This is a genomic window from Ruminobacter amylophilus, assembly GCF_900115655.1.
Classification (GTDB): Bacteria; Pseudomonadota; Gammaproteobacteria; order Enterobacterales; family Succinivibrionaceae; genus Ruminobacter; species Ruminobacter amylophilus.
In genome coordinates this window covers 1-21,834 of sequence record NZ_FOXF01000030.1, presented here as the reverse complement: position 1 = coordinate 21,834, position 21,834 = coordinate 1, and the positions used below count along the sequence as shown (strand labels likewise).

Below are 21,834 nucleotides of genomic sequence, written 5' to 3'. Positions count from 1 at the left end.
ACCTCTCACGAACTGGTAATGTTTAAAGAACCAGTAGTTAAGTATCAATTAATTAAATAAAAACCCCTCTGATCTTATTCTTAAAAGTCCAAAAAGGCAACCTAAAAATAAATCAGGATTTCTTTGTCAGATTTGAAGTATCAAGACCGTCACGACAGAATCTGAGATCAACGTAATATGCCCTGCCCGTATAACATCTTGAAGGCTGATAGAGCACAGGAAGGGCATTGATCCCCAGCTCCTTGATGGCGGTAAGAAGAGGGGCGTGAATCTCTTCGGTGAATTTTATCGGCTCACTGCCGTTTTCAGGAGTGAATTCCAGATCTATAAAGGTATGACTGCCTGTTTCATGCTCGGTCACCCTGATGATTCTGGCTGCGGTGCAGTCCCATCTCAGGAATCTGTTGTAATCCCTGGCATAGGCGAAATAGCACTTCCCCGCCATGAAGAGCAGAATCGCGGCCATGGCTTCGAGAAGAACAAAATAGTTCTGAACAAAGGCAATGTACTGTTTGAAAACGAGAAACAGTATGCAGATGCCTCCGCATATGGCATACATCCAGGCGAATTTGATGATTCCGCGATTGGCTTCCGGTCTTCTGTATGATGTCAGGTCCAGATTGATCGGGGCTTCCGGATTAGGCGTGTAGGTAATCAGCTTGTTTTCCACAGGGGGATCCTTTTAACTGTTATGCGGTAAACGGTGCCGTGAACAGACGGCGGGCCGTTTCCGTGAAATTGTTCCGTAAAACGTTATTTTTTCCGTTCGGATTCGGACGTAACCGCAGGTCATGAGGCGGTTCGTCCGGGATGAGAAACAGAAGGAATTAGTAGAGAATTCCCTCGCCGGAAGTGGTTACGGGGATAACGTCATCGTCATCATAAACTACGGTACCTTCAATTCTGTAGGTTCTGTCAAGCATGGTGTTGAGCAGTGTTGATGATGCGTTAGGACTGTGTACGACATCAGGTTCGAATTTTGCGGTATAGCATTTTCTGGAGTTGGCCTTGACTTCTTTGTCGTAGTCAATTTCCTTCATGTCGATTTCCATGCCGTTTACAAAGAGAATCAGCATCAGTCGTTTAACATCAACTCCGCGATCAAGGTTGTTTACTATGCAGAAGTTTGCATTAACCACGGGAGCAGTTTTGTTGCTGATGTCCGCGGTTACTTCCTTGTATTCAAGATGTGGCAGTTTGGTCTGATATTCTGATAGGTTGCTGCAGGCTGTAAGAAGTGATGCCGCGGCAATAACTGTAAATTTCTTATAAAGGCTAATCATTTGACTTGTTCCAGTAAACTTTGTGTTGGTATATTATATAACACTTGTCGGATATCACAAAAATTATTGTGTGATTGAATAAAAGATTGCCAGCAGGAGATTTTCCATGGAAGAAATGGTGCCGGTTGTTGACGAAAACAATCAGATTACGGAAATAGTTCCGCGTTCCGTAATGCGTCGCAATGAAATGCCTCACAGAGCCTCATATATCGTTCTCGGAGACGGTGAGGGACGTTTTTACATAGAAAAGCGAACCATGATAAAGGACTACTGTCCGGGGATGCTCGACGCCTGTATCGGCGGGGTGGTTCAGGCGGGAGAGGATGACATTGTCCTTAGCGCCAGAAGGGAGCTTATGGAGGAACTCGGCGTTGATACCGGGCTTAAGTATCTCGGCTGGAAGAAGCTGCAGCATAAACCGTCAACCTTTACCTGGGCCGGCGTGTTCTACGGAGAATACAAAGGAAAAATAGTGATGCAGGAAAGCGAGGTTGATGACGTGCTGATGCTTACGGCGGAAGAAGTCTCATCAAGAGCCGGTGAATTCACTCCCGATTCACTCATAGCCTTTAGATTCGTGCAGGAACAGCTGAGAGAAGGAAAGATTTAGATTTCCGGAGTAAGACAGCCTGTTTCAGGCTGTCTTCACTGACCGGATTATAGCCACTTCTTGCGTCTGAAGAAGAGGTAGGTGATGGTGGCTGAAAGAATCATCATGATAATGGAAATCGGGTAGCCGTATTTCCAGTCAAGTTCAGGCATGGTGTTGAAGTTCATGCCGTATACGCTTGCAATCCAGGTCGGAGGCATGAACACTACCGCCGCCACGGAGAAGATTTTGATAATCTTGTTCTGCTTGTGGTTGGTGTATGACATCGCTGTCTGCAGCTGGAAGTTGATCTTGTCGAACATGAACTGAGTGTGCGGAAGCAGGGACTCGATATCCTGAAGGATATTGTCAATGGTTTCGAACTGCTGTGAGGTCAGACGTCCGGTTATGGATTTACGCAGGAATCGCAGAGCCTTTCTGGTATCGAACAGGGCACTACGAATCTGGGAAATGGTTTCTTCCTGGAAGGTAAGTTCCTGTAGCAGATCCTGAATGGTTTCGTCATCATCAGACAGTACCTGTGAGGCGGTTTCTTCCAGAGTTTCGTAAGAGTCTTCGATGTAGTCTGACAGGGATTCAACCTTGATGTCCTGCAGTTCCAGGAAAATGTCGATGTTGTCCTTGATTTCCACGCGGTCATGCTTGAGATAATGTCTCAGCAGACGGATGATGCTTACGTCCTCTTCACGGAAAGTGATAAGCATGCTGCCGTGAATGGTGAACAGTACGTTGGCACTCTCTGTTTCACGACCTTTTCTCTGCGGGAACAGGGAGGTGATGTGAACACCGTCGGTATCGATGTAGAAACGGGATGATGATTCGATTTCGTCGATGTCATCCTCTTCCGGAACCTCTTCCTTGAAGAGGTGCTGCATCCATTCCCTTTCTTCGTCGTCAGGGTTTTTGATGTCAATCCAGATGGTGTTTTCAGGTATGGGCTTCAGAGGTTCGAGATCCTTGTAGGTCAGGGTCTGGTTATTCAGTATATATGTTCTGATCATCTCTGTCCTCCTACCTGTCTTAACTGAACTATTTTATCAAAATGTCCTGTTTTATGCAAACGGCGGTTGCCCGTTAACGGCATTCCGTCGGGCTTTGACGGGGATGCGTAAAGAGCGGAAACAGAAAACGCCGGATGTGATTTTTTTCAGCATCCGGCGTCATGTTTTTATAAGCTAAGGTTCTGGCTTAGATTTCCTTTGCGAATTCAACGGCACGACCGATGTAGTTTGCCGGAGTGAGCTTTCTTAAGGATTCCTTGGCTTCTTCAGGGATTTCAAGAGTATCGATGAACTTCAGCATGATTTCCTGATTTACCTTCTGACCGCGGGTGAGAGCCTTGAGCTTTTCATAAGGCTTGTCAACACCGTATCTGCGCATTACGGTCTGATATGGTTCCGCCAGAACTTCCCAGTTGTTGTCGAGTTCGTCAAGCATGTGCTGAGTGTTGGCTTCAAGCTTGCTTACGCCCTTGAGGGTAGACTTCATGGCGATTTCGGTATAGCCGACTGCAACACCGAGGTTTCTCAGAACGGTAGAGTCGGTAAGGTCTCTCTGCCAGCGGCTTACAGGAAGCTTTGCTGCCAGGTGATTGAAGATTGCATTGGCGATGCCGATGTTGCCTTCTGAGTTTTCGAAGTCGATTGGGTTAACCTTGTGAGGCATGGTTGAAGAACCTACTTCACCGGCGATGGTACGCTGCTTGAAGGTTCCGAGGCAGATGTAACCCCAGATGTCACGGTCAAAGTCTAAAACGATGGTGTTGAATCTTGCGATGGCATTGAACAGTTCGGCAATGTAATCGTGAGGTTCGATCTGGATGGTGTACGGATTCCAGGTCAGACCGAGGCTTTCAACGAATTCCTGACTGAACTTCTTCCAGTCTACGTTTGGATAGGCACTTAAGTGAGCATTGTAGTTACCAACGGCGCCGTTGATCTTTGCGAGAAGCTCTACAGATTCAATCTGCTTGAGCTGACGGCGGAGACGGTATACAACGTTGGCCATTTCCTTACCGAGGGTGGAAGGAGATGCCGGCTGACCGTGAGTTCTTGACATCATCGGAGCTTCTGCATAGGTGTGAGCCAGATTGGTGATGGCGTCAATGATCTGGTTGAATAAAGGAACGATAACCTGTTCTCTTGCCTTCTTGAGCATTAAGGCATGAGAGTTGTTGTTGATGTCTTCTGAAGTACAGGCAAAGTGGATGAATTCCTTAACTGCATTGATTTCAGGGAATTCGGCAGCCTTGTCCTTAAGGAAGTATTCAATAGCCTTAACATCGTGATTGGTTACGCTTTCGTGCTTCTTGATGGCCTGGGCATCGGCGAGGCTGAAGTTGTTCACAATGTTGTCGAGGAAAGCGACAGCTTCCTTGCTGAATGCAGGAACTTCGGTGATTTCAGGAGTGGCGGCTAACTTCTTTAACCATTCAACCTCAACGGTTACACGGTTATGCATTAAACCGAATTCTGAGAAAATAGCGCGAAGATCGGTACATTTTCCGGCATAACGTCCGTCAATAGGGGACACTGCGGTAAGAGTAGAAAGTTCTAATTCCATTTGCTGTTATAGCTCCAGTTTATTAATGTAAAGGAATCAAGTTAAATTTGTTTCAGACGGGTGTTTGCACATTCAACCAGTCTGGCTCTTCTAAAAATGAAACTGCGACGTCTTCCGCCGGCACTGCGCCAGTGGATAACGGCTTTAATGGCGGCAAGAATCAGGGCTCTGATTTTATGCTGGATGTGCAGCTGCTGCAGCATGCTCTTCCTGCCGTAAATATTAAATTTAAGAAGTCCGGTATCTGAAATTTCAGACTTGTAGATATTGGACAGATTTTCAATAAGCCCAGGATCAAGGACAGACAGATGTCTGGCTCTGGCCTGTTCTGTGTTGTCCACCAGTCTGCGGTTGAGTCTTTCGGCCGCCGTTACCGACTGGGTGACTTTTCTTTCAAGACGAATGAACAGAATCACGTACTTTGCCAGCTGCAGGTATCTCTGTTCACCTGAATTTCCGCCAAAACACTGAACCAGTGAAAAATAACCTTTTTTCAGATACTGAGGCGGATAAAGCTCTTCGAGATTATCGGTACTGTCAACAGCTAACGATTTAATGAGAATGGCGGCAGCGTCCTCATCCCAGGTCCCGCAGTTTGCGAGTTCCTGAATCAGGGCACTGGCCTGACAGATTGCGGCAAAAGCCTGAGTCTGGGCAGTAATGTCGTTAGCCATAGAGTCTCCTTAAATATTCTGAAGGCGCTGTTCAATGATGCCGCCGCCGAGACATTCCTCTCCGTTGTATAAAACGGCGCTCTGTCCCGGAGTTACCGCAGCCACATCATGATCAAAGACAACCTTAATCTGATCGTCTCCGGTCTGCTCCGCATAGCACGGAATGTCAGGCTGGCGGTATCTTGTCTTTACGGTGTATCTTCCCGCCTTGAGCGGTTCACGGTTGGTAAAGCAGAGATTGGTTGCAATCAGTGCCTTTGACATGAGTCTCGGGTGATTGTGTCCCTGAGCCACAATGAGAACATTGTGTTCAAGGTCTTTGTCAACCACATACCACGGTTCATCAGAGCCGTCTTTTCTGCCGCCGATTCTCAGTCCCTTTCTCTGACCGAGAGTGTGGTACATCAGACCGTCATGCTTTCCGATAACCTCTCCGTCGACAGTTACGATGTCGCCTCCCTTGGCCGGAATGAACCGGCTGAGGAATTCATTGAATCTTTTTTCCCCGATAAAGCAGATTCCAGTGGAATCCTTCTTGGCTGCGGTGACAAGTCCCAGCTTGGAGGCTATTTCCCTTACCTTCGGCTTGATGATGTCGCCAACAGGAAAGAGAGACTTGCCGATCTGCTCATGGCTCAGAGTGTACAGGAAGTAGCTCTGATCCTTGTTCGGATCCGTTCCTCTGAGAAGCTTGGGCTTTTCATCAAAGGTACGCTGCACATAGTGACCTGTGGCAATGTAGTCGGCCTCCAGATCTTCCATGGCATAGTCAAGGAATGCCTTGAACTTGATTTCCTTGTTGCACAGAATGTCCGGATTCGGGGTTCTGCCGGCACTGTACTCCGACAGAAAGTTTTCAAAAACACGATCCCAGTATTCGGCTGCGAAATTTATGGTCTTAAGCTCAATGCCTATTTTTTCGCATACGGCTCTGGCATCCGCCAGATCGGCGGCAGCGGAGCAGTAAGTGTCCGTGTCGTCTTCTTCCCAGTTCTTCATGAAAAGACCGACGACATCATATCCCTGTTCTTTAAGCAGGTATGCTGATACGGAGGAATCAACCCCGCCTGACATACCGACTACTACTTTTTTTGTTGACATTTGTGATCGAAATACCAGAATTGTTGTGAAATATTTAGAAATACATCTGTAGAATTATACGACAATGCGGGCTTTATTTCAATTTGTTACGGCTTGATTGTTTTCAGAATATCAAGAGGATATCTGTTGCCGGCAAAGTAGTCGTCAAAGCAGTGTTTTACAAGTCTGGTGCGGTACTGAGGCTTGAGTTTTTCAATCTCCTCGCGGGTGTACCATCCTGCTGTCTGAATATCCTGATCCGGATCGTTGGCTGTCAGTTCTTCAGGAAGGTCATTGTTGACGGTGTAGAAGCAGAATCTCTGAATGGTTTCGTTATCCTTTACGTAGGTGTAGATGCCGCAGAGTCCCTGGGGCTCAAGATTAAGTCCGGTTTCCTCTCTCATTTCCCTCTTAACTGCGTCAATCAGGTCTTCCCTGTTTTCAAGATGTCCTGCGGGTTGTCCGTAAACAGGATAGGGTGCTTCATCGTATTCTGATACAAGAGCGTATTTACCGCGACATTCGATGATTGCCGCAACTGTTACATAAGGACGAAAACGTTCAGCCATTGTTATTTTCTCTCAGTTCGTGTTTTTGGAGTTACATGTGTTTTATGACAGTCATAATGATTAAACCGCCGGAAGGCGGTTTAATCTGCTGTCGGAAATTCTGTCCATATTCTACCAACAAAGAGAGTGTTAGTCACTTCAGATTGAATGCAATTTACTCATGACTGTTTTTCTCTGAACTTTACGGAAAAACCTGAAAGTCTGTTTCAGAAAGTCAGTAAGCCTGGAAATTCCGCCTGTTTTATGGAAAAAAGAGTAAACTACTGCGTCTTCATCTGACGGACGGAATCGGAAAGTTTGTCGTAGCTTGTTATCAGATCAACGGGATACAGACGTCCCTCATGAAAATCCCTGATGGCATCAAACACAAGTTCGGAACGCATGCTCGGAGAAATCGCCCGGCACTGTTCGTATGTCATCCAGTGATGAGCCACGATATCTCCGTCAGGATCATTTATCATCAGCTCAGGTTCACTGTCCAGCCTGAGACTGAACACGGTTCTCAGCATGGTATAGTTGTCCTGAACCAGATTGTACAGTCCCACCACTCCGTCAAAATGATCTGTTCTGATGCCTGTTTCCTCGTAAAGTTCTCTTACGGCTCCTTCAAACAGATTCTCCCAGTGTTCAATATGACCGGCCGGGGTGTTATAAACCGGATTCCCGTTACCGAGACGCTCTTCCACAATCAGGTATTTGTTATTGAAGGTAACGATGACGGCAACAACAGAGACAGGTTTGAATTTGTAGGACATGACGAAACGGCTCCTCTTTGCTGACTAAGCAAAATTTTATCACAAGGAGGAAAAGAAACAAATAAAACACGGGAGATGATTAAAGAAAAAGAGATGCTTAATCCGCTGAAAACATCCCGTATCCGTGATGGACCTGTGTATGGATGACTTCCGTATTTTCGGATGCGCGTAACCTGAATTCAATGAAACATTGCGTGCGGACAGAGCCGGAACGGGGCCGGCCTGAAATACATCGGGTTTAATCCCGGCATAATCCGGTGAAAACGTATGTGTCACCGCCTTTTGAAAAACGGTAATAACAGATTTCCGAAACGGAACCGTCAGAGAAGGTTCCTCTGCCTCTGAAAAATTTTCCGCCTGTTTCGAGCTGGTTCCTGTCTTTACTGAATACCTCGAAAGCGTCCTTATCGGTACCTGTGCTCAGAAGTTCCAGTTTATCCAGTGTAATGTCGAGCTCTTCATCTTCAAGTGATTCGTTAATCATTTTTTTTGCGAAATGAGTTGCGCCTGAATCTGTGTGGTTTTCCCAAAATACAAAGCCGTTATAGATAAGGATGCCCAATGCGATGATTGTGGTGATAACAGTTCCTGATGAAGATTTATTAGCCATTCGAATTATCCTTAATTTGCAATGAATGTTTTATATTTACGCCGAAGCTGTTTACGCGATTTATTTTGCTTTTGGATTTACAGTTCCGGTGTATTGGAATGATGTTTATAAATCAAAAAGAAAAACACGCTGCCGGCATATTCCTGTTATCTGCCGGAGCCTCTGGTCTTCAGGTTCCGACAGCTTCTGATTATTTAACCGGAGTGGTGTAATAATCCCTGAATTCATCTGTGGTTATGTAAAGATTCAGTTTTTTGTCAGGGGTTTTGTTTTTTGAGATCCACGGTCCGGCAAAAAATATCATTCTGTCTGTTTCTGATGCCGGTGAATTCTGTACGTCATCTGTTTTCATATCATCTGAAACAGGAGGCAGGTTTGCCGCTTTTCTAAGTGTGTTTTCGCTGATTCCGTATATGTGGCAGACCTCGCGGCTGTATTTTATCACAGGCTCGGGGTGTAGGGACAGTTTTATGTTAGGCCAACATGTGTATGTCAGTCCTATGATTGCCGTATTGAACTGGCTTATTTGAAAGTTGCAGCGTGTTTCAAAAGTTCTCTTCCAGCTTCGGAAAGAGCTTGAAATGTTTTTTTCTGTCCCCATATCAGACATCAGCATCAGAGGAGAATCGTAATTATTCTTTACCGCATGGTAAAACAACTCTGCAGGCTGCAGTTGAAGCTCCAGATGAATGCCTGATTCCAGGGCCTGGCGGAATCTCATTCCGTAATCACGTCTGGTTCTGTACACGATAAAAAATATCATAACGGTAATAATAACTAACAGAATCCAGAATATAAATACAACCTGACTGAAGGTTGTGCTGTGTCTGTCGACAGCAAAGATTTCGGACGGATCATCTTTTTCATAGATGAATTTTATTTTTTCACCGAGGAGTGCCGTACATTCAATATTTTTTATTCTCATCAGTTTCGGAACATTTTCTGAGTTTTCACTGGTGGACAGTACCTTCACATAATAATCGCATGTTTTTGAGCTATGGTATTTGAATTGGTCTGCCGATGAATGGATAAATCCCGTTCCGTAGGCGTAACCGCTCAATGTTATGTCAAAATATTTTTTTGAAATTACGGGAACGGATTTTACGACGTAGACAGTGCATGAAATAATCAGTGTTAATGCGAACATAAACAAAAGCACATTCCTTAAGTAATGCTTACGTATAATCACTGAATCTGATATGTATCCCAGACTCTGTTTATCGAATATAATTGACGTCAGTATGTCTTTTTTATTTTTTGTATAGTTCATTCCCGTAGTTCCGAATTAAGAACAGTGCGGGCTATTGTACAACTTTTTTCTAATAAATGTACTGTTATCATTAAAAAATTCCATAAAAATTATAAGTACCGGGAAGGATAAAAGCTTAAAATTTCCTGAAAAAAACAAAGACGTGGTAATTAATCGCAGCTGGGATTTGAGATTGTATGCTCGGTTATTGACAGCTTTTGGATAATGGTATTCTTACGGATTAGGCTTTATTTTAAGGACAAAGGCTTCAGGTCTGTCTGTGATGGCGGTAAGTCGTGCAGACACTGTGAATGACAGATATGATTATTCAGCCATGGGCGAGTGTCTCCGGGGAGCGCCCAAAGCTTCGGTATCTGACGGTATCAGTTATTTTCGTCCGGAAGTAAAGTAATCTTTTATTCCGGTATCGGTTATATAAAGATTGAGTTCTTCAGCAGGTTTCTGGAAACGGAACAGCCAGGGGCCTACAAAAAAGACTGTTCTTTCCTTTTTGGGCGGAGGAGATTTTTCCGAATCTCTTAAAGGCATTTCCGTAGCTTTTCTCAGCTCACTTTCTTTTATCGTGTATACGGGACAGTGCATTATATTTTCGAAAACAAGCAGTTTAACGTTCATTCCAACACAGATGTTATTGTGTCTGCTTACGTAAAAATATTTGTGACTTTCAAATGCCGGTCTGATATTAAGCCAGAATCCGACTCTTGATTTTAAGCATTTGTGATGCTCGATTCGTTTTAGATCAAGCGTAAGTTCAATTTCTGTTTCTTCTTTTTCAGAATCTGAGAGGAGTACTACATCCTTATCTAAATAATCCATTCTGCGGAAATCTTCCTCTGTCATAAGATGCATAACCAGAGGTTTAAATCTGTTTATGGCCTCATTACGTCTTCTGCGCAGTAACGCAATTTCAGATAAAAAAAGCATAAACCAGATGATATAGACAAATATCAGAACAAGGATTATTAAAGAATAAACATAACCTTTCCGTGTCTGTCAACAACCACAGCTTTTGATGGATTGTCTGTTCTATAGATGAATGTAATTACTGTTCTTTCAGGAATATCGCAATAAAGCCAATTAAGTTTCAGCTTGTGAGGAACTTTATGATCTGAAGATTGTTTTTTGGCTAACTGAACGATGTAACTGCATCTAGGACCACTTTTTCTTGAGCTTTGTCTTTCAGCAACTTTAATGATTTGTCCGGTGCCTTCGGCATAACCAGATGGAGTTATGTTCAGATAGTGTTTCAATAATTGCGGTATCGCGCAATTTCTATAGCCCATGAAAGTTATAAATATTGCCACAGCGGCCATAAGCACTGCCGTTATAATGAAATAAGGTTGATGAAAAATTACCGAACGAGAAAAATAGCCGCGTTTTCTGCTGGAAATAATCGATTTAAGAACATCTATACAATAGTTTTTTTTTCACTCATGACTGTTTATCCGGATAAATAAAGACGTGAAAATTATATACTTTTTCCCTGATTTTGTATCTTTTCTGTATGACTGTGAATAATGTAGGGAAAAGGAGTTTTTTGATTAAATTATCGCTGTTTTTGTCATTTAATCAGCGAAAAGAGAGCGTTTTTATGATTGTATCAGGCATTGTGGGGGAATATTTATTTACAGTAGAATAATGTTTATACATCTGTAAATATTTGCGTCGGCCCGGAATAATAAGATTGAGGAAAACTACATTTTTTTATTGCATGTTTCATTTATATTGGACAGTTTTAAAAATAATATACGATAATTACGCAAAGCACATGAGTTTTACAGGAAATATAAGAATGAAGAAGTCGGTTGTATCTTTTTTTGCGTTTGCAGTGTTGTCTTCATTTGCATTGTCAGGATGCGGTTCTGAGGAAATAAAGATTGGAACGGCTGCTCAGAACAGTAAATATGTTCAGTTTGCCGAAATAATGAAGAATAATCTGGCAAAACAGGATAAGTATAATCTTACCATTCTTACTTCCGCTGGTTCGGCAGACAATGTAACCATGCTTAATAAAGATGAAATACAGCTGGCTCTGGCTCAGAATGATGTCAGCAGTGACGCTTATCATGCCGTGGGGTTTTACAAGGGCGGACTCCCTATGAATAACTTTGCCGCCATAGCGAGTCTGTATACCGAATCATGTCATGTTGTTGTCGGCGCCAACAGCAGTATCCGTAAAATGAGTGATCTTGCCGGAAAGAAGGTTAGTATCGGGGAACTTCATTCCGGAACCGAGCAGAACGCAAAACAGATTCTTGCTGTTTACGGTATTACCGGCTATAAGATCAAAACATTTAATTTCAGCTATGAGGATGCGACCAGTAATCTTATCAAGGGTAACATAGATGCCATGTTTGTTACAGGCGGCGTAAAGATGCCGGTGCTTGTTGATTTGTCAAAGCTGTATCCTATAAGACTGATACCGCTGGATGACAATGAAATCAGGGATATTCTGAGCAATCACAATTTCTATACCAGAATGACAATCCCGTCAGGTTCATACAACGGTCAGACCGAAGCTGTTGATACCGTTGGCATTAAAACGCTTCTTGTTGCCAGTCGCTCAATGTCAAATGAGGATGTTGAAAAGATTACCGGTAATCTCTTCAGCAATGCCTCATCATTCAGTTCCATTATGCCTCCGGGGGACGAAATTTCCGAAAAGAACGCTGTTGAAGGCGTGGCCATTCCGTTCCACAGAGGTGCTGTAAAATACTATCACTCAAAGAATATAAGAGTGAAAGCAGAGTAGGGGACCAGCAACTGTTTTCTCGGGAATCCGGTGCTAATAGGATGTTGCAAATATGTCAATTTCTTCAAATAACTGAGATCTAAAAGTATATATTTCACATCCGTTTTTTGCGAAATAATTGTTTATCATGGAAATCGGCATCAATATGACCAGTAATGGTTCGCAGCTTATTTTACACTCTGATAACGGCGGACCTATGAAGGGACAGACTATGCAGGCAGCGTGCTATAGTCTGGGTATTCTATGCACCTTTAACCGACCAAGGACAAGCAATGACAATGCGCATATGGAAGCAAGCTTTAAGCTTCTCAAACACGGCCGTGTCATAGAGATACCAAGCTATTTCCAGTCCATCGAACATGCCAGGGCGTGGTGTAAGGGCTACTACGACTGGTATAATAAAGAGCATCGCCACAGTGGTATATGCTACGTTACGCCGGCATTATGTTTCGAAGGTAAGGGTAGCGAAATAATGGAAAAGCGAAACAGAATAATCGCTGATTTCTACAGAAGACACAAGACCCTTGATATCAAAAGAAACAACGCTGGAGGAAACAGAGACACCAAAAAGGCTTTTATATGGAAAATGCCTGATAAGGCTGAGGTTATGCCTTTCTATAGTAAGAGAAACAAGGTAACAAATGGTATCAAAAATGCTGATTATAATGGTATTAAACAAGAATAATATGAGAGTATAAGTCAGATCAAATTTTTTGATTTTTTTGTCACAAACAAGCTGTACATAAAGCGAGACTGAGTTTATCTGTGTATCATACGTCTGAAGGGGCATAAAGTATCTCTATTTGTTTTTGTGTGGTATTAAATACTAGAATACTTTTGCCCCTTCTTCAATATTTACATTCCCAACAATTCCGTGAAGAGCCATAAAAAAGGATAACCAGCTGACTAAGCCTGTCATCCTTTCATGGTAACCTGTAAAACTTAAATACTGTAAATTACAAAAGTTTGGAATGGACTGTTAATGAGTTTAATCGCAGTAAACAAATCTGCCGGAAAAAATCATTCGAGGCATGATAATTATAAAGTCAGCTGGTAGAGACGTCCGGTTGAAAGGCGGTAAGGGAATTTCGTCAAAGAGCAGTCTTGCCTTACCACCTGTTAAGAGCAGACCATTAACCGAAGATCATGTTTATGGTAAACTCAAATTATCGTAAGAAAAATGGTACAGAATCTCTTGTCTGGAAACTGTCGGTTTTATACCTAAGTTCATTCAGTTTTCCCTGTAACTTACAAGAAGCCGCTTCTGATTCCAGCAAATCAATTTCTGAAGAAATCCTTTCATATTCCTGATTATTGTCGCAGTTGTTTAGGCGATCAATCATTTTTTGGAGTCTTAACGATTCTCTCATCAGAACTGCCTGATGAATTGAATCATAGGCAATATTTATCTGAAGTGGGTAAATTTCACAAAAATAGTACATCTGTAAGTTGCCGCTGCTTTTATCTAGATTGATTTCGTTTTCCTCAATCAATTTAAGATTATTTGATGTTTCTTCTGAAATAAGTTTGATGGTTTTGTCAAATTCACTTTTAAGAACGGTTAATTCGTGAACATTGTTTTCTGCTTCATATTTTTTCACAGCAGACATATACAGCTCTATTTCTGAAAAGGCCTGCAGTATCTCGCTTTCAGAATATTGTGAAATGGCATCAATCAGACTGACACATTCAGCATATTTGGATCCTAGGTTTAACAGCATGGGAATCTTCCTTAGGTAACATAATTATGTAAATACATATCTGTGTTGTCCGTAAAAGAACAACAGTACTTTAATCATTACGGTTAAAGATATTCTCTTTATCTGTAACGTAATTACATTCAGTTCCTGAATTAATATCTTCTGATATGGAAATAAGAACGAAGATTACATCCGACCAAAAATCCATATATAATTTCTATTTTTCAAAATTTCATTTCTGTGCATTAGTTAATATTCTGTCCTGATAAGCTTTAACTTTAGAGGTATTACACAGTCACAGTTAATTCAAAATGACATTACAGATATATGCATAAAGTTAATTAAATTAACATAATGTATTTTTATTTTGCCGAAATTCTCATAAATATTTGTTGTAAAAATATCAATCAGGAAAAATGTTATTTATATAATACAACAATGTTTAATAATGTGAAATAAAAATAACATAAAATTAGATTTTGTTCTCATAAAATTATTCTGATTCACTTTTTTGCAGACTTATACTGCATGCAGATACATCTTTTCTTTGCGAGCTGTGGTTCGTCCAATATTATTTTAATGTTTTTGTAGATGCTGATGTTTTGGTAAATACTCCGTCAATCTAAGATCCCGAGTGCTTTTGCTGTTGCAGGATATAGATAGATTCATATGAAAAACTGTTAAGAAAACGGATAACGGATGGTAATCCGCACAGGCGGATAATAAAAAAGTGATCGACTAACCATGTCAGCTATGTTTTCGTGGTAACTTGTAAAACTTAAATGCTGTAAAGTACAAAAGTTTGGAATGGTCTGTTAATGAGTTTAATCGCAGTAAACAAATCTGCCTGAAAAAATCATTCGAGGCATGATAATTATAAAGTCAGCTGGTAGAGACGTCCGGTTTAAAGGCGGTAAGGGAATTTCGTCAAAGAGCAGTCTTGCCTTACCACCTTGATTTTAGTTTTTCCTAAGACTAAGGGCGCGACTAGGGACATTTATACAAGAGCCTGTGGATGAGAGTCTATTGGCTCGTTTGTTTTCTTATGAAATTCCACATATGCTCTACAAATCATTCCATTTTGGAGGCAACCCAGAACTTTTTCAACGGAATTAAAAGGTTCCGAATTTACAGATGTAAAAGCTGTGGAAATGAAATTGACAGAGACATACAGGCCTCGGTAAATCTGTTAAATCTGATTAAAAAAAGCGGTGTAGCTAACGCCGTCAGGAGTCCGGAGCCAAGATCAATACTGGCTGACTTAAATAAGAGTCAGCTGGCAAATCTGGTGATGAATGCTTAATTTGGTAAGAAATCTATTTTATAGGTTTTTATAGATCCAAAATAGCGGAATATTTGAAAAAATGACACTGCCGTATGTTTAAATACAAAACATAAAAAATAGATTGACTAATATTATTGTGTCCTGATACCATCGTTTCTAAGAAGAGATAGATAACGGCATGGTGTATGCTTCTCATTAGAATCACTACTCTTTATTTTTGCTAAATTGATAATCTTCCTGAGGAATATTATAGGCTTACGGATCTCAGGATGGATGAACTGACAAAAGGAGAAACACTGATAATGGAATTCATTGTAATTGCCAGAAAACTTGAGAACGGAATTGTTCAGTATGGTTACGATGCTTATGGTGACGGTTGCCGAAAAATCGCCTCAGAGCTTCTGGAAAAATATAACACGCCGGAATCCGTGGAAGAACTGTTTTCTGAAAAAGGTATTACGGCATTGGGAAAGACTGACGCAGAGTCTGAGACTGAGTACCGCCGTCAGAATTCACTGTCTTTCAGCGGTTCGGAAGACGGTATGCTCGGCTGGTTTGTCGATTCTATATTTTTCTACGACAGCGATAATGTCTGGTATTTTATTGTGGCCGGACATGACCGTCTCCGCATAAAAATTCCTTTGGAATATGTATTGTTGCATCCTGATGCTGTCATATCTGACAGCGAAGAACGTAAGATTCTCAGCGAAAGACTTATCAGTCATATTTTGGGAGTATATCACTATACGGATCCGCAGTTTGCTTTGTTCTTGTCTGAAAAGTTTCCGGAAGGTGTTGAATCGATTCGTCGTGAAGTCAGACAGGCGGATAACCCTGCCCAATGGCTTTCTTACATGTATCCTGAAATAATTGAGTATTTTGACAGCCCCGTTTCGGCTGCAACTGCCAAAGACGGGACTGAAATTACGGGTTTTGAAATCAGAAAAAAAGACAATAAAAAAGCAGAAATCAAAAATAACTGGCATCGGCTTGCATATGATTTCATGAATGCTTCGGAAGGTTCTAATTGTTCTCAGAATAGAACGGAGGATGATTTTGAGCTGTTCAGCATACGATCTGATTACTATGATGCGAATTCCGAACTTTCATCTGCAATCTGTGAAAGAATAGCAGTTGAAAACTGGAAAACGGAAGCGGAGAACGATCGTTATCAGCTCGTAAATGATAAGGTGTATGCGAAGAGAGCTCTGCATGACTATCTGTCCAAAAGACATGATATGGCAGAAAGAATATTCGGAAAAAAATCCCAGGCTCTGTCTGCTGAAAGCTCCGTATTTGCTGGTGAAGGCGTAAAAATGCTGAGAGAGGCGGATTTGTTTGACGCTGAAAAGAATCTTGGTATCTGCGAGGAGATGAAGTGCAGAGAAGAACGCAATATTGTTGATGCCAGAAGGGAAAAATGGGCAGCTCTTACCGATTTGGCTGATGCTAAAGTCAGCGGTGATGCAACAGGAGTAAAAAAGGCTATGGATCGTATCACTCAGGCAGAGAAATCCATTGCCATAGCTGAAAAGGAAATTAACGGTCTTAATGATCAAATTTTACACTATGACCAGATTATAAAACAGTCAAATCAGTCAATAACCAATATTGAAAACGAGCTTAGGGAGTCGCGGGAAGCCGTTACCGAGGCCTGTGATGATAAGAATGGTGTCGATTGCGACTTTGACATGATAAACAAGGTAATCATGACGGCAGCTTCAAGAATTTCCAGTTATGATTCACATATTGAAAATTCCAGAAGAAGGATTCAGGCAGCAAAAGTCAGAATGAATGAAATTAATGAGCGTATCAGTCTGGCTCAGCAGCGTTTTCAGGATGTGTGTGACAGATATGTCGCCATTGTTCAAAAGGAATTATGATTTTTTTATCTTTGCTCCGGCGTCAGCCTGAAGACCAGACGTCAGAGCAAATCATGAAGAAATGAATTTAAAACAGATAAACAAGTATTACACAAAACGAACACAAGAACATCACAATACTTGCACAAGACAAACACGTGATTTACATATGGTTAGAATAAGTCCCCTATTGTAATATTCAAGAGATAATAGATCCTTAAAGTTTAACGGTATCTCACTGTGTTTATTTTACGGATGTGCTAGACTGTGCTTCATGAGAAATATTTACGCATGTGTCATGTCTGGCTTTGAGGTGGGACAGAATGTTAAAGTCTATAAGTATCGGTTCAGAATTATTTCATGAATTAATTGAGAGCAACAGTTACTATGTTGATAAGACATCATTCATAAAAACAATTTTTGAAGAAAATACTTCAAAGGTTATGCTAATCACCAGACCAAGACGTTTCGGTAAAACCCTCACCATGTCCACCTTCTATGATTTTTTTGCGCTAGATCCTGAAAATCCCGGAGACGTGTCCTGTCAGGAAAAATGGTTTAAAGACACAAAAATCTTCGAGGATAAGGAATTCTGCGCCAAATACATGGGAAAGTTTCCGGTAATCTTTGTGTCGTTCAAAACCATGGTTCATCAGAGTTTTCATGATGCGTATAATCAGTTTGCTACTCTGATATACAAACTTGCACTACAGTTTGAATATCTGGCTGCCAGTAAGGAATTATCCGATAAGCAGAAGGAACAGTATGCCAATCTGACCAATTATGAAAAACTTGCGGATAGAAACGATAAATCCTTTCTTACCGGTTCTCTTCAGACGCTTTCAAGTCTTCTTAAAACACATCATAAAGTTAGTCCTATACTTTTGATTGATGAATATGATGTACCTATAGCCAAAGCCGCTTATTATGGCTATTACGATGAAATGATAAATCTTATCAGTCCTTTTTATAACGATACCTTAAAAACAAATCTATATCTCGGAAGGGCTGTACTTACCGGATGTTTAAGAGCTGCAAAGGAAAGTATCTTTACCGGATTGAACAACCTGCAGATCTGTTCTGTTCTGGATACCGGAGATGATGACATTTCCCAAGGTATTGGTTTTACCAAAGAAGAATCTCAGGAAGTTCTGTCGTACTATGGTCTCAATGATTATTATGAAGAGGTGAAAAACAATTACGACGGATACTACTTCGGAGCAATTCACGTGTACTGTCCGTGGGATGTGATGTCATTCTGTAATTCCAATTACAAAAAAGTCGGAGTGAAAAATAAAATCATTTCGGCAGATAACTACTGGATAAACACCAGTGGTAACGATGTAATCGAGGAATTCATGGGGTTTATCAGGTCTGAAAACATTGATAAAATGCAAGATCTTTTGGATGGTAAATCAATAACCACGGAGGTAAAAACATCTCTCTGCTACGGTGATTTGAAAAAACATGATGTTGCCGACTTCTGGACTCTCTTGCTGTATACCGGATATCTCACTTTTGATCCGCAATACCGATCTGACACAAAATACGAATACAGATTGTATATTCCAAATGAGGAAATAAAGGACTGTTTCAAATCGAAGATTATGGATTTCTTTGAAACAAATCCTGAAATGAGGAACAGTACTGATGAACTGGTAAAAGGTTTGTTTAAAGGGGATGCTGAAACCGTAGAGAACAGCCTTAACGGACTTCTGGCAAAATACGTATCCATCAGGGATTTTTCCACTAAGGCTCCGAAAGAAAACTATTACCATGGTTTCATGAACGGACTGCTGGTAAATGACATATCCCTCATAAAGGAACATAAATCCAATTTTGAGTCAGGTGACGGATATTCCGACCTGATTCTGCTGTCTTCAGGCATGGATGTGATATCCATTTTGGAACTGAAAATAGCAAATCATGAACTGGATGACAGAGTGTCAATATCGGAAAAAGCCATAAAACAGATAAAAAATAACAGATATGCCGACAGTTTTAAGGAAAATAAAACCATAAAGTCAGTTTTCGCCTATGGTATCTGTTTTTATAAAAAAAGCTGTTCGGTTAAGGTTCAGAAACTCAAATAGTAGGATAGGACAATAAATCAGACCAGCTAAATAGTGCCCCAGCGTCAGTCTGAGGACCAAACGTCAGAGCAAATCCTAAAGAAATGAATTTAATACAGATACATAAAGCGACTTAAATGTTGTGAGGTTATTGTGAGGTTTTATGAGGTTAAACACCGTTTTCTCTTTTAAAAACTGATAGTCACTGTTGAATTTATTTTTTGTAGTATATAGAATTTAACCTTTGCAGAAACGATTAAGATTTAGACAGTTCTAATTAATGAAGCAAATCCTTTGCTTAACATCACGAAAAGATAACGGGAAGAACGATGATTGAAAACAAGTCTGAACTTGCACTTTTAAACCTTATGTGCACTCTGGTCGACGGCAACCATGCCAGTGCGGACGATGTAACAGTTGTAAAACATGGCACATCTGAGGCAAAGCTCAGACATTTGTCCGAATGGCGTTTTTATGCAGAAACATCTTCTGTGAAAGTGGAAGTCGGCAAAAAAGCTCCTTCTGGTTCTATATCAGTTAATGCGAAGGAATTCGAATTACAGAGAGACCGTTACATACGTGAGTTTTCAAATTCCCAGAATATGCTTGAAACAGCATTTAACATATTGAATGTCTCTTACGAAAAAGGAAAAGAAATCTCTGATATCGGTAACTTCAGAAAGCGAGCTGTCACAGCGACTGTCTGTTTGTCCTGCATTAAAGACTGTCCAGAATGTAAAGGTAAAAAGAAGGTAAGGTGTTCCAGCTGCGGAGGAAGCGGAAAAAAGACCTGTTCCAAGTGCAACGGAAGTGGAAGTTACGGCCAATCAGTTCCTGCCGACAATGGAAGCGGTTTTGGCACTGTAATGAAGTATTATACCTGTTTAGATTGTCACGGTAGCGGTAAAGTCGATTGTTTCAGCTGTTTCGGAAGCGGTAAAGTCAAATGCAAAAAATGCCATGGCACAGGCATTATGACTCATTACATTACTGTTACAGGCTATGCTGATTCAAACGGAAAATGTTCAGTTCTGGAATCGACAGAGGAGGCCAAACTTCTGAATGAGTATATTTCCGGATACGGAAACTTTAGGAAATTTGTTAAATCTGCAGATTTTTCTTTTTTAGGAAAGTCTTTTCCCGAACCGGACATCGCTCTTCTGGAATACTCCGGAACCATTGAAACTGCTGATTTGACTTTCTCGGTTAAAGGTCTTGATAAAGAATATCGTGTTCTTTCCTTCGGTACTCCCGCAGAACTCTTCATGACCTGCAACCTTTATGACGACCTTTTTTCTGAAGAGATTGAATACATTAAATCTCATTCTGAGTCAAAGACCGGCAGGGCGTTTTTCAAAAACGAACTTGAGAAACTGGAAAAGTTTTCTGTTTTTCAGAGAGTTTTTGCATACCTTGCTGCAAACAAGAAAGACAGAAATGACCCAAATGTGGGACAGTATTTTTCAGATTTGTGCTGCGGATGCATAAGCGGTGATGCCGCACGCATTCTCGGGTTTCATTCGAGCAGAATCCTTAACAGCATTTCAGCCACCCGAAACATGCTCATTACACTGATTGCTTTTTGTGCAGTATTTGCAGTCTTTGCAGTTGACGATGAGCATTTTTTCGAAATGAATTACACCGGAAAAATTTCAGACATTCTGATAAGGTACCTTCTGGATCTGGCAAAAGCAATTCTTATCTATCTCGTATTGCTGATTGTAAACCGTGTTATTCTGGATTTGAAAAATATCAGAGTGAAAAAGGAATACCGGCAGACATGCAGAGAATATTTCTTTAGGGCATATATGTTCCTGCTGCATGTATGTGTTGCGGTATCGTTTACCTATGGCATTTTTGCGCATAAAGGTGAGGTGCCTGCTGTCGGAAATGCTCCTTACGACCTAAAGAAAGAATATGTTGATCCGTACATAACAGATCCTGCCGGAAAAGCCTGGGATAAAACACTTGATTTCGGATATTCATACGTTCTTGTTCCGATTAAGAAAGGTATTGATAAATGTAAGTCTGATTTTAATGCCAGTTCTTTGAGAAAGTCGGAGCCTAAATCTGCTAAAGATAAAAGCGGTAAGCGGAATTCTCAGCCTGCAGATTCCGGTAAAAAGAAAAAACGGAATTCAAAGTCGAAAGAACCTTCAAAAAAGAAAAACAATCAGAAATGAGCCGTTTCTTTCAGATGCTCTACGCAAAGAAAAGGTTATGCTGTGGTGCTGTTAAGTTTGATGGTGATAGTCCCTAAGAATCAAATTCAAGCATTTATGGTGGTAGAAAACGATAGATTACTGTCCAAATAATTTGGCTCTTCACGGAATTGTTGGGAATGTAAATATTGAAGAAGGGGCAAAAGTACTCTAGAATTCAGGTTGCAACACACAAAACATAGAGATACCTTATGCCCCTTCAGACGTATGATACACAGATAAACTCAGTCTGCCAACCATTTACTTTAGTTTCAACCAGTTCCGATCCCAAAACCTTAAAATCCGTTTATTCTTTCGAAAGCAACCGCCAGACGTCGGACGTGATATGTCCTTTTTGCAGAAAAAAGAATGTATATGCTCATGCCAGACACTCAACTGAAATTAAGGATTTTCCGGATCATCCTAAACACCGGCTAAGTCTGGTTTTTCACTATCACGGATACAAGTGTAGAGAATGCGGACAATATTTTACAGAGGACATACCTGAAAAGATTCCGCATGCCAGAATAACCTGTCGTGCTGCAGAAT

General features: G+C 41.2%; 21 protein-coding genes. 8 read left to right on the top strand and 13 right to left on the bottom strand.

What is annotated here, in order from left to right:
• Positions 1-112 precede the first annotated feature (112 nt).
• Both BMY80_RS07965 and BMY80_RS07960 read right to left on the bottom strand, forming a co-directional pair.
• Positions 113-670: a hypothetical protein gene (locus tag BMY80_RS07965; protein ID WP_093142613.1), complete on the bottom strand. Its 558-nt coding sequence runs from the start codon at positions 668-670 to the stop codon at positions 113-115.
• Between the two features lie 157 nt (positions 671-827).
• Positions 828-1,283 (bottom strand): hypothetical protein, encoded by a 456-nt coding sequence (locus tag BMY80_RS07960; RefSeq protein WP_093142609.1) that lies wholly within the window; start codon positions 1,281-1,283, stop codon positions 828-830.
• 106 nt (positions 1,284-1,389) lie between these two features.
• Here BMY80_RS07960 and BMY80_RS07955 point away from each other — a divergent pair, with 106 nt between their 5' ends.
• Positions 1,390-1,893: an NUDIX hydrolase gene (locus BMY80_RS07955; RefSeq protein WP_093142606.1), complete on the top strand. Its 504-nt coding sequence runs from the start codon at positions 1,390-1,392 to the stop codon at positions 1,891-1,893.
• 47 nt (positions 1,894-1,940) lie between these two features.
• On the opposite strand, the gene corA is transcribed toward BMY80_RS07955, so the two are convergent.
• From corA to BMY80_RS07905, 10 genes are all read right to left on the bottom strand, one after another.
• Entirely contained in the window at positions 1,941-2,894 is a 954-nt protein-coding gene (gene corA, locus BMY80_RS07950) for a magnesium/cobalt transporter CorA (RefSeq protein WP_031578284.1), read from the bottom strand.
• 187 nt (positions 2,895-3,081) lie between these two features.
• Entirely contained in the window at positions 3,082-4,455 is a 1,374-nt protein-coding gene (gene purB / locus BMY80_RS07945; protein ID WP_031578283.1) for an adenylosuccinate lyase, read from the bottom strand.
• A 41-nt stretch (positions 4,456-4,496) separates the two neighbouring features.
• Positions 4,497-5,129, bottom strand: coding sequence for a DUF489 family protein (locus BMY80_RS07940; RefSeq protein ID WP_093142604.1), 633 nt, complete (start codon positions 5,127-5,129; stop codon positions 4,497-4,499).
• Between the two features lie 9 nt (positions 5,130-5,138).
• On the bottom strand, positions 5,139-6,230 hold the full coding sequence (gene mnmA / locus BMY80_RS07935; protein ID WP_031578281.1) for a tRNA 2-thiouridine(34) synthase MnmA: 1,092 nt from the start codon (positions 6,228-6,230) through the stop codon (positions 5,139-5,141).
• An 86-nt stretch (positions 6,231-6,316) separates the two neighbouring features.
• The gene (locus BMY80_RS07930; RefSeq protein WP_031578280.1) at positions 6,317-6,778 is read right to left on the bottom strand and encodes an NUDIX domain-containing protein; all 462 of its coding nucleotides are present in this window, start codon (positions 6,776-6,778) and stop codon (positions 6,317-6,319) included.
• A gap of 260 nt (positions 6,779-7,038) precedes the next feature.
• The gene (locus BMY80_RS07925; protein ID WP_093142601.1) at positions 7,039-7,533 is read right to left on the bottom strand and encodes an NUDIX domain-containing protein; all 495 of its coding nucleotides are present in this window, start codon (positions 7,531-7,533) and stop codon (positions 7,039-7,041) included.
• A 238-nt stretch (positions 7,534-7,771) separates the two neighbouring features.
• Entirely contained in the window at positions 7,772-8,143 is a 372-nt protein-coding gene (locus BMY80_RS07920; protein ID WP_093142600.1) for a hypothetical protein, read from the bottom strand.
• Positions 8,144-8,333: 190 nt separating this feature from the next.
• Entirely contained in the window at positions 8,334-9,290 is a 957-nt protein-coding gene (locus BMY80_RS07915) for a hypothetical protein (protein ID WP_143066494.1), read from the bottom strand.
• Between the two features lie 489 nt (positions 9,291-9,779).
• Complete coding sequence (locus BMY80_RS07910) at positions 9,780-10,337, bottom strand: hypothetical protein (RefSeq protein ID WP_093142595.1); 558 nt, start codon at positions 10,335-10,337, stop codon at positions 9,780-9,782.
• A 38-nt stretch (positions 10,338-10,375) separates the two neighbouring features.
• Positions 10,376-10,726 (bottom strand): hypothetical protein, encoded by a 351-nt coding sequence (locus BMY80_RS07905; RefSeq protein ID WP_093142592.1) that lies wholly within the window; start codon positions 10,724-10,726, stop codon positions 10,376-10,378.
• 479 nt (positions 10,727-11,205) lie between these two features.
• Here BMY80_RS07905 and BMY80_RS07900 point away from each other — a divergent pair, with 479 nt between their 5' ends.
• Together BMY80_RS07900 and BMY80_RS07895 are read left to right on the top strand one after the other, a co-directional pair.
• A complete protein-coding gene (locus BMY80_RS07900; protein ID WP_177178536.1) occupies positions 11,206-12,165 on the top strand; it encodes a TAXI family TRAP transporter solute-binding subunit in 960 nt (319 codons plus the stop codon).
• 145 nt (positions 12,166-12,310) lie between these two features.
• Complete coding sequence (locus BMY80_RS07895; protein ID WP_177178535.1) at positions 12,311-12,850, top strand: integrase core domain-containing protein; 540 nt, start codon at positions 12,311-12,313, stop codon at positions 12,848-12,850.
• A 481-nt stretch (positions 12,851-13,331) separates the two neighbouring features.
• On the opposite strand, the gene BMY80_RS07890 is transcribed toward BMY80_RS07895, so the two are convergent.
• On the bottom strand, positions 13,332-13,775 hold the full coding sequence (locus tag BMY80_RS07890; protein ID WP_143066493.1) for a hypothetical protein: 444 nt from the start codon (positions 13,773-13,775) through the stop codon (positions 13,332-13,334).
• Between the two features lie 1,105 nt (positions 13,776-14,880).
• On the opposite strand from BMY80_RS07890, the gene BMY80_RS12820 reads away from it, so the two are divergent.
• The 5 genes from BMY80_RS12820 to BMY80_RS12430 form a co-directional block, all read left to right on the top strand.
• Positions 14,881-15,168, top strand: coding sequence for a zinc ribbon domain-containing protein (locus BMY80_RS12820; protein WP_425441298.1), 288 nt, complete (start codon positions 14,881-14,883; stop codon positions 15,166-15,168).
• Positions 15,169-15,419: 251 nt separating this feature from the next.
• Positions 15,420-17,033 (top strand): hypothetical protein, encoded by a 1,614-nt coding sequence (locus BMY80_RS07880; RefSeq protein ID WP_093142579.1) that lies wholly within the window; start codon positions 15,420-15,422, stop codon positions 17,031-17,033.
• Positions 17,034-17,335: 302 nt separating this feature from the next.
• Complete coding sequence (locus BMY80_RS07875; protein ID WP_093142576.1) at positions 17,336-19,105, top strand: AAA family ATPase; 1,770 nt, start codon at positions 17,336-17,338, stop codon at positions 19,103-19,105.
• A 308-nt stretch (positions 19,106-19,413) separates the two neighbouring features.
• Positions 19,414-21,267, top strand: coding sequence for a hypothetical protein (locus BMY80_RS07870; protein ID WP_093142573.1), 1,854 nt, complete (start codon positions 19,414-19,416; stop codon positions 21,265-21,267).
• Between the two features lie 359 nt (positions 21,268-21,626).
• Positions 21,627-21,834, top strand: a 208-nt coding sequence (locus BMY80_RS12430; RefSeq protein ID WP_281242275.1) for a hypothetical protein, incomplete at its 3' end; no start/stop codon positions are given.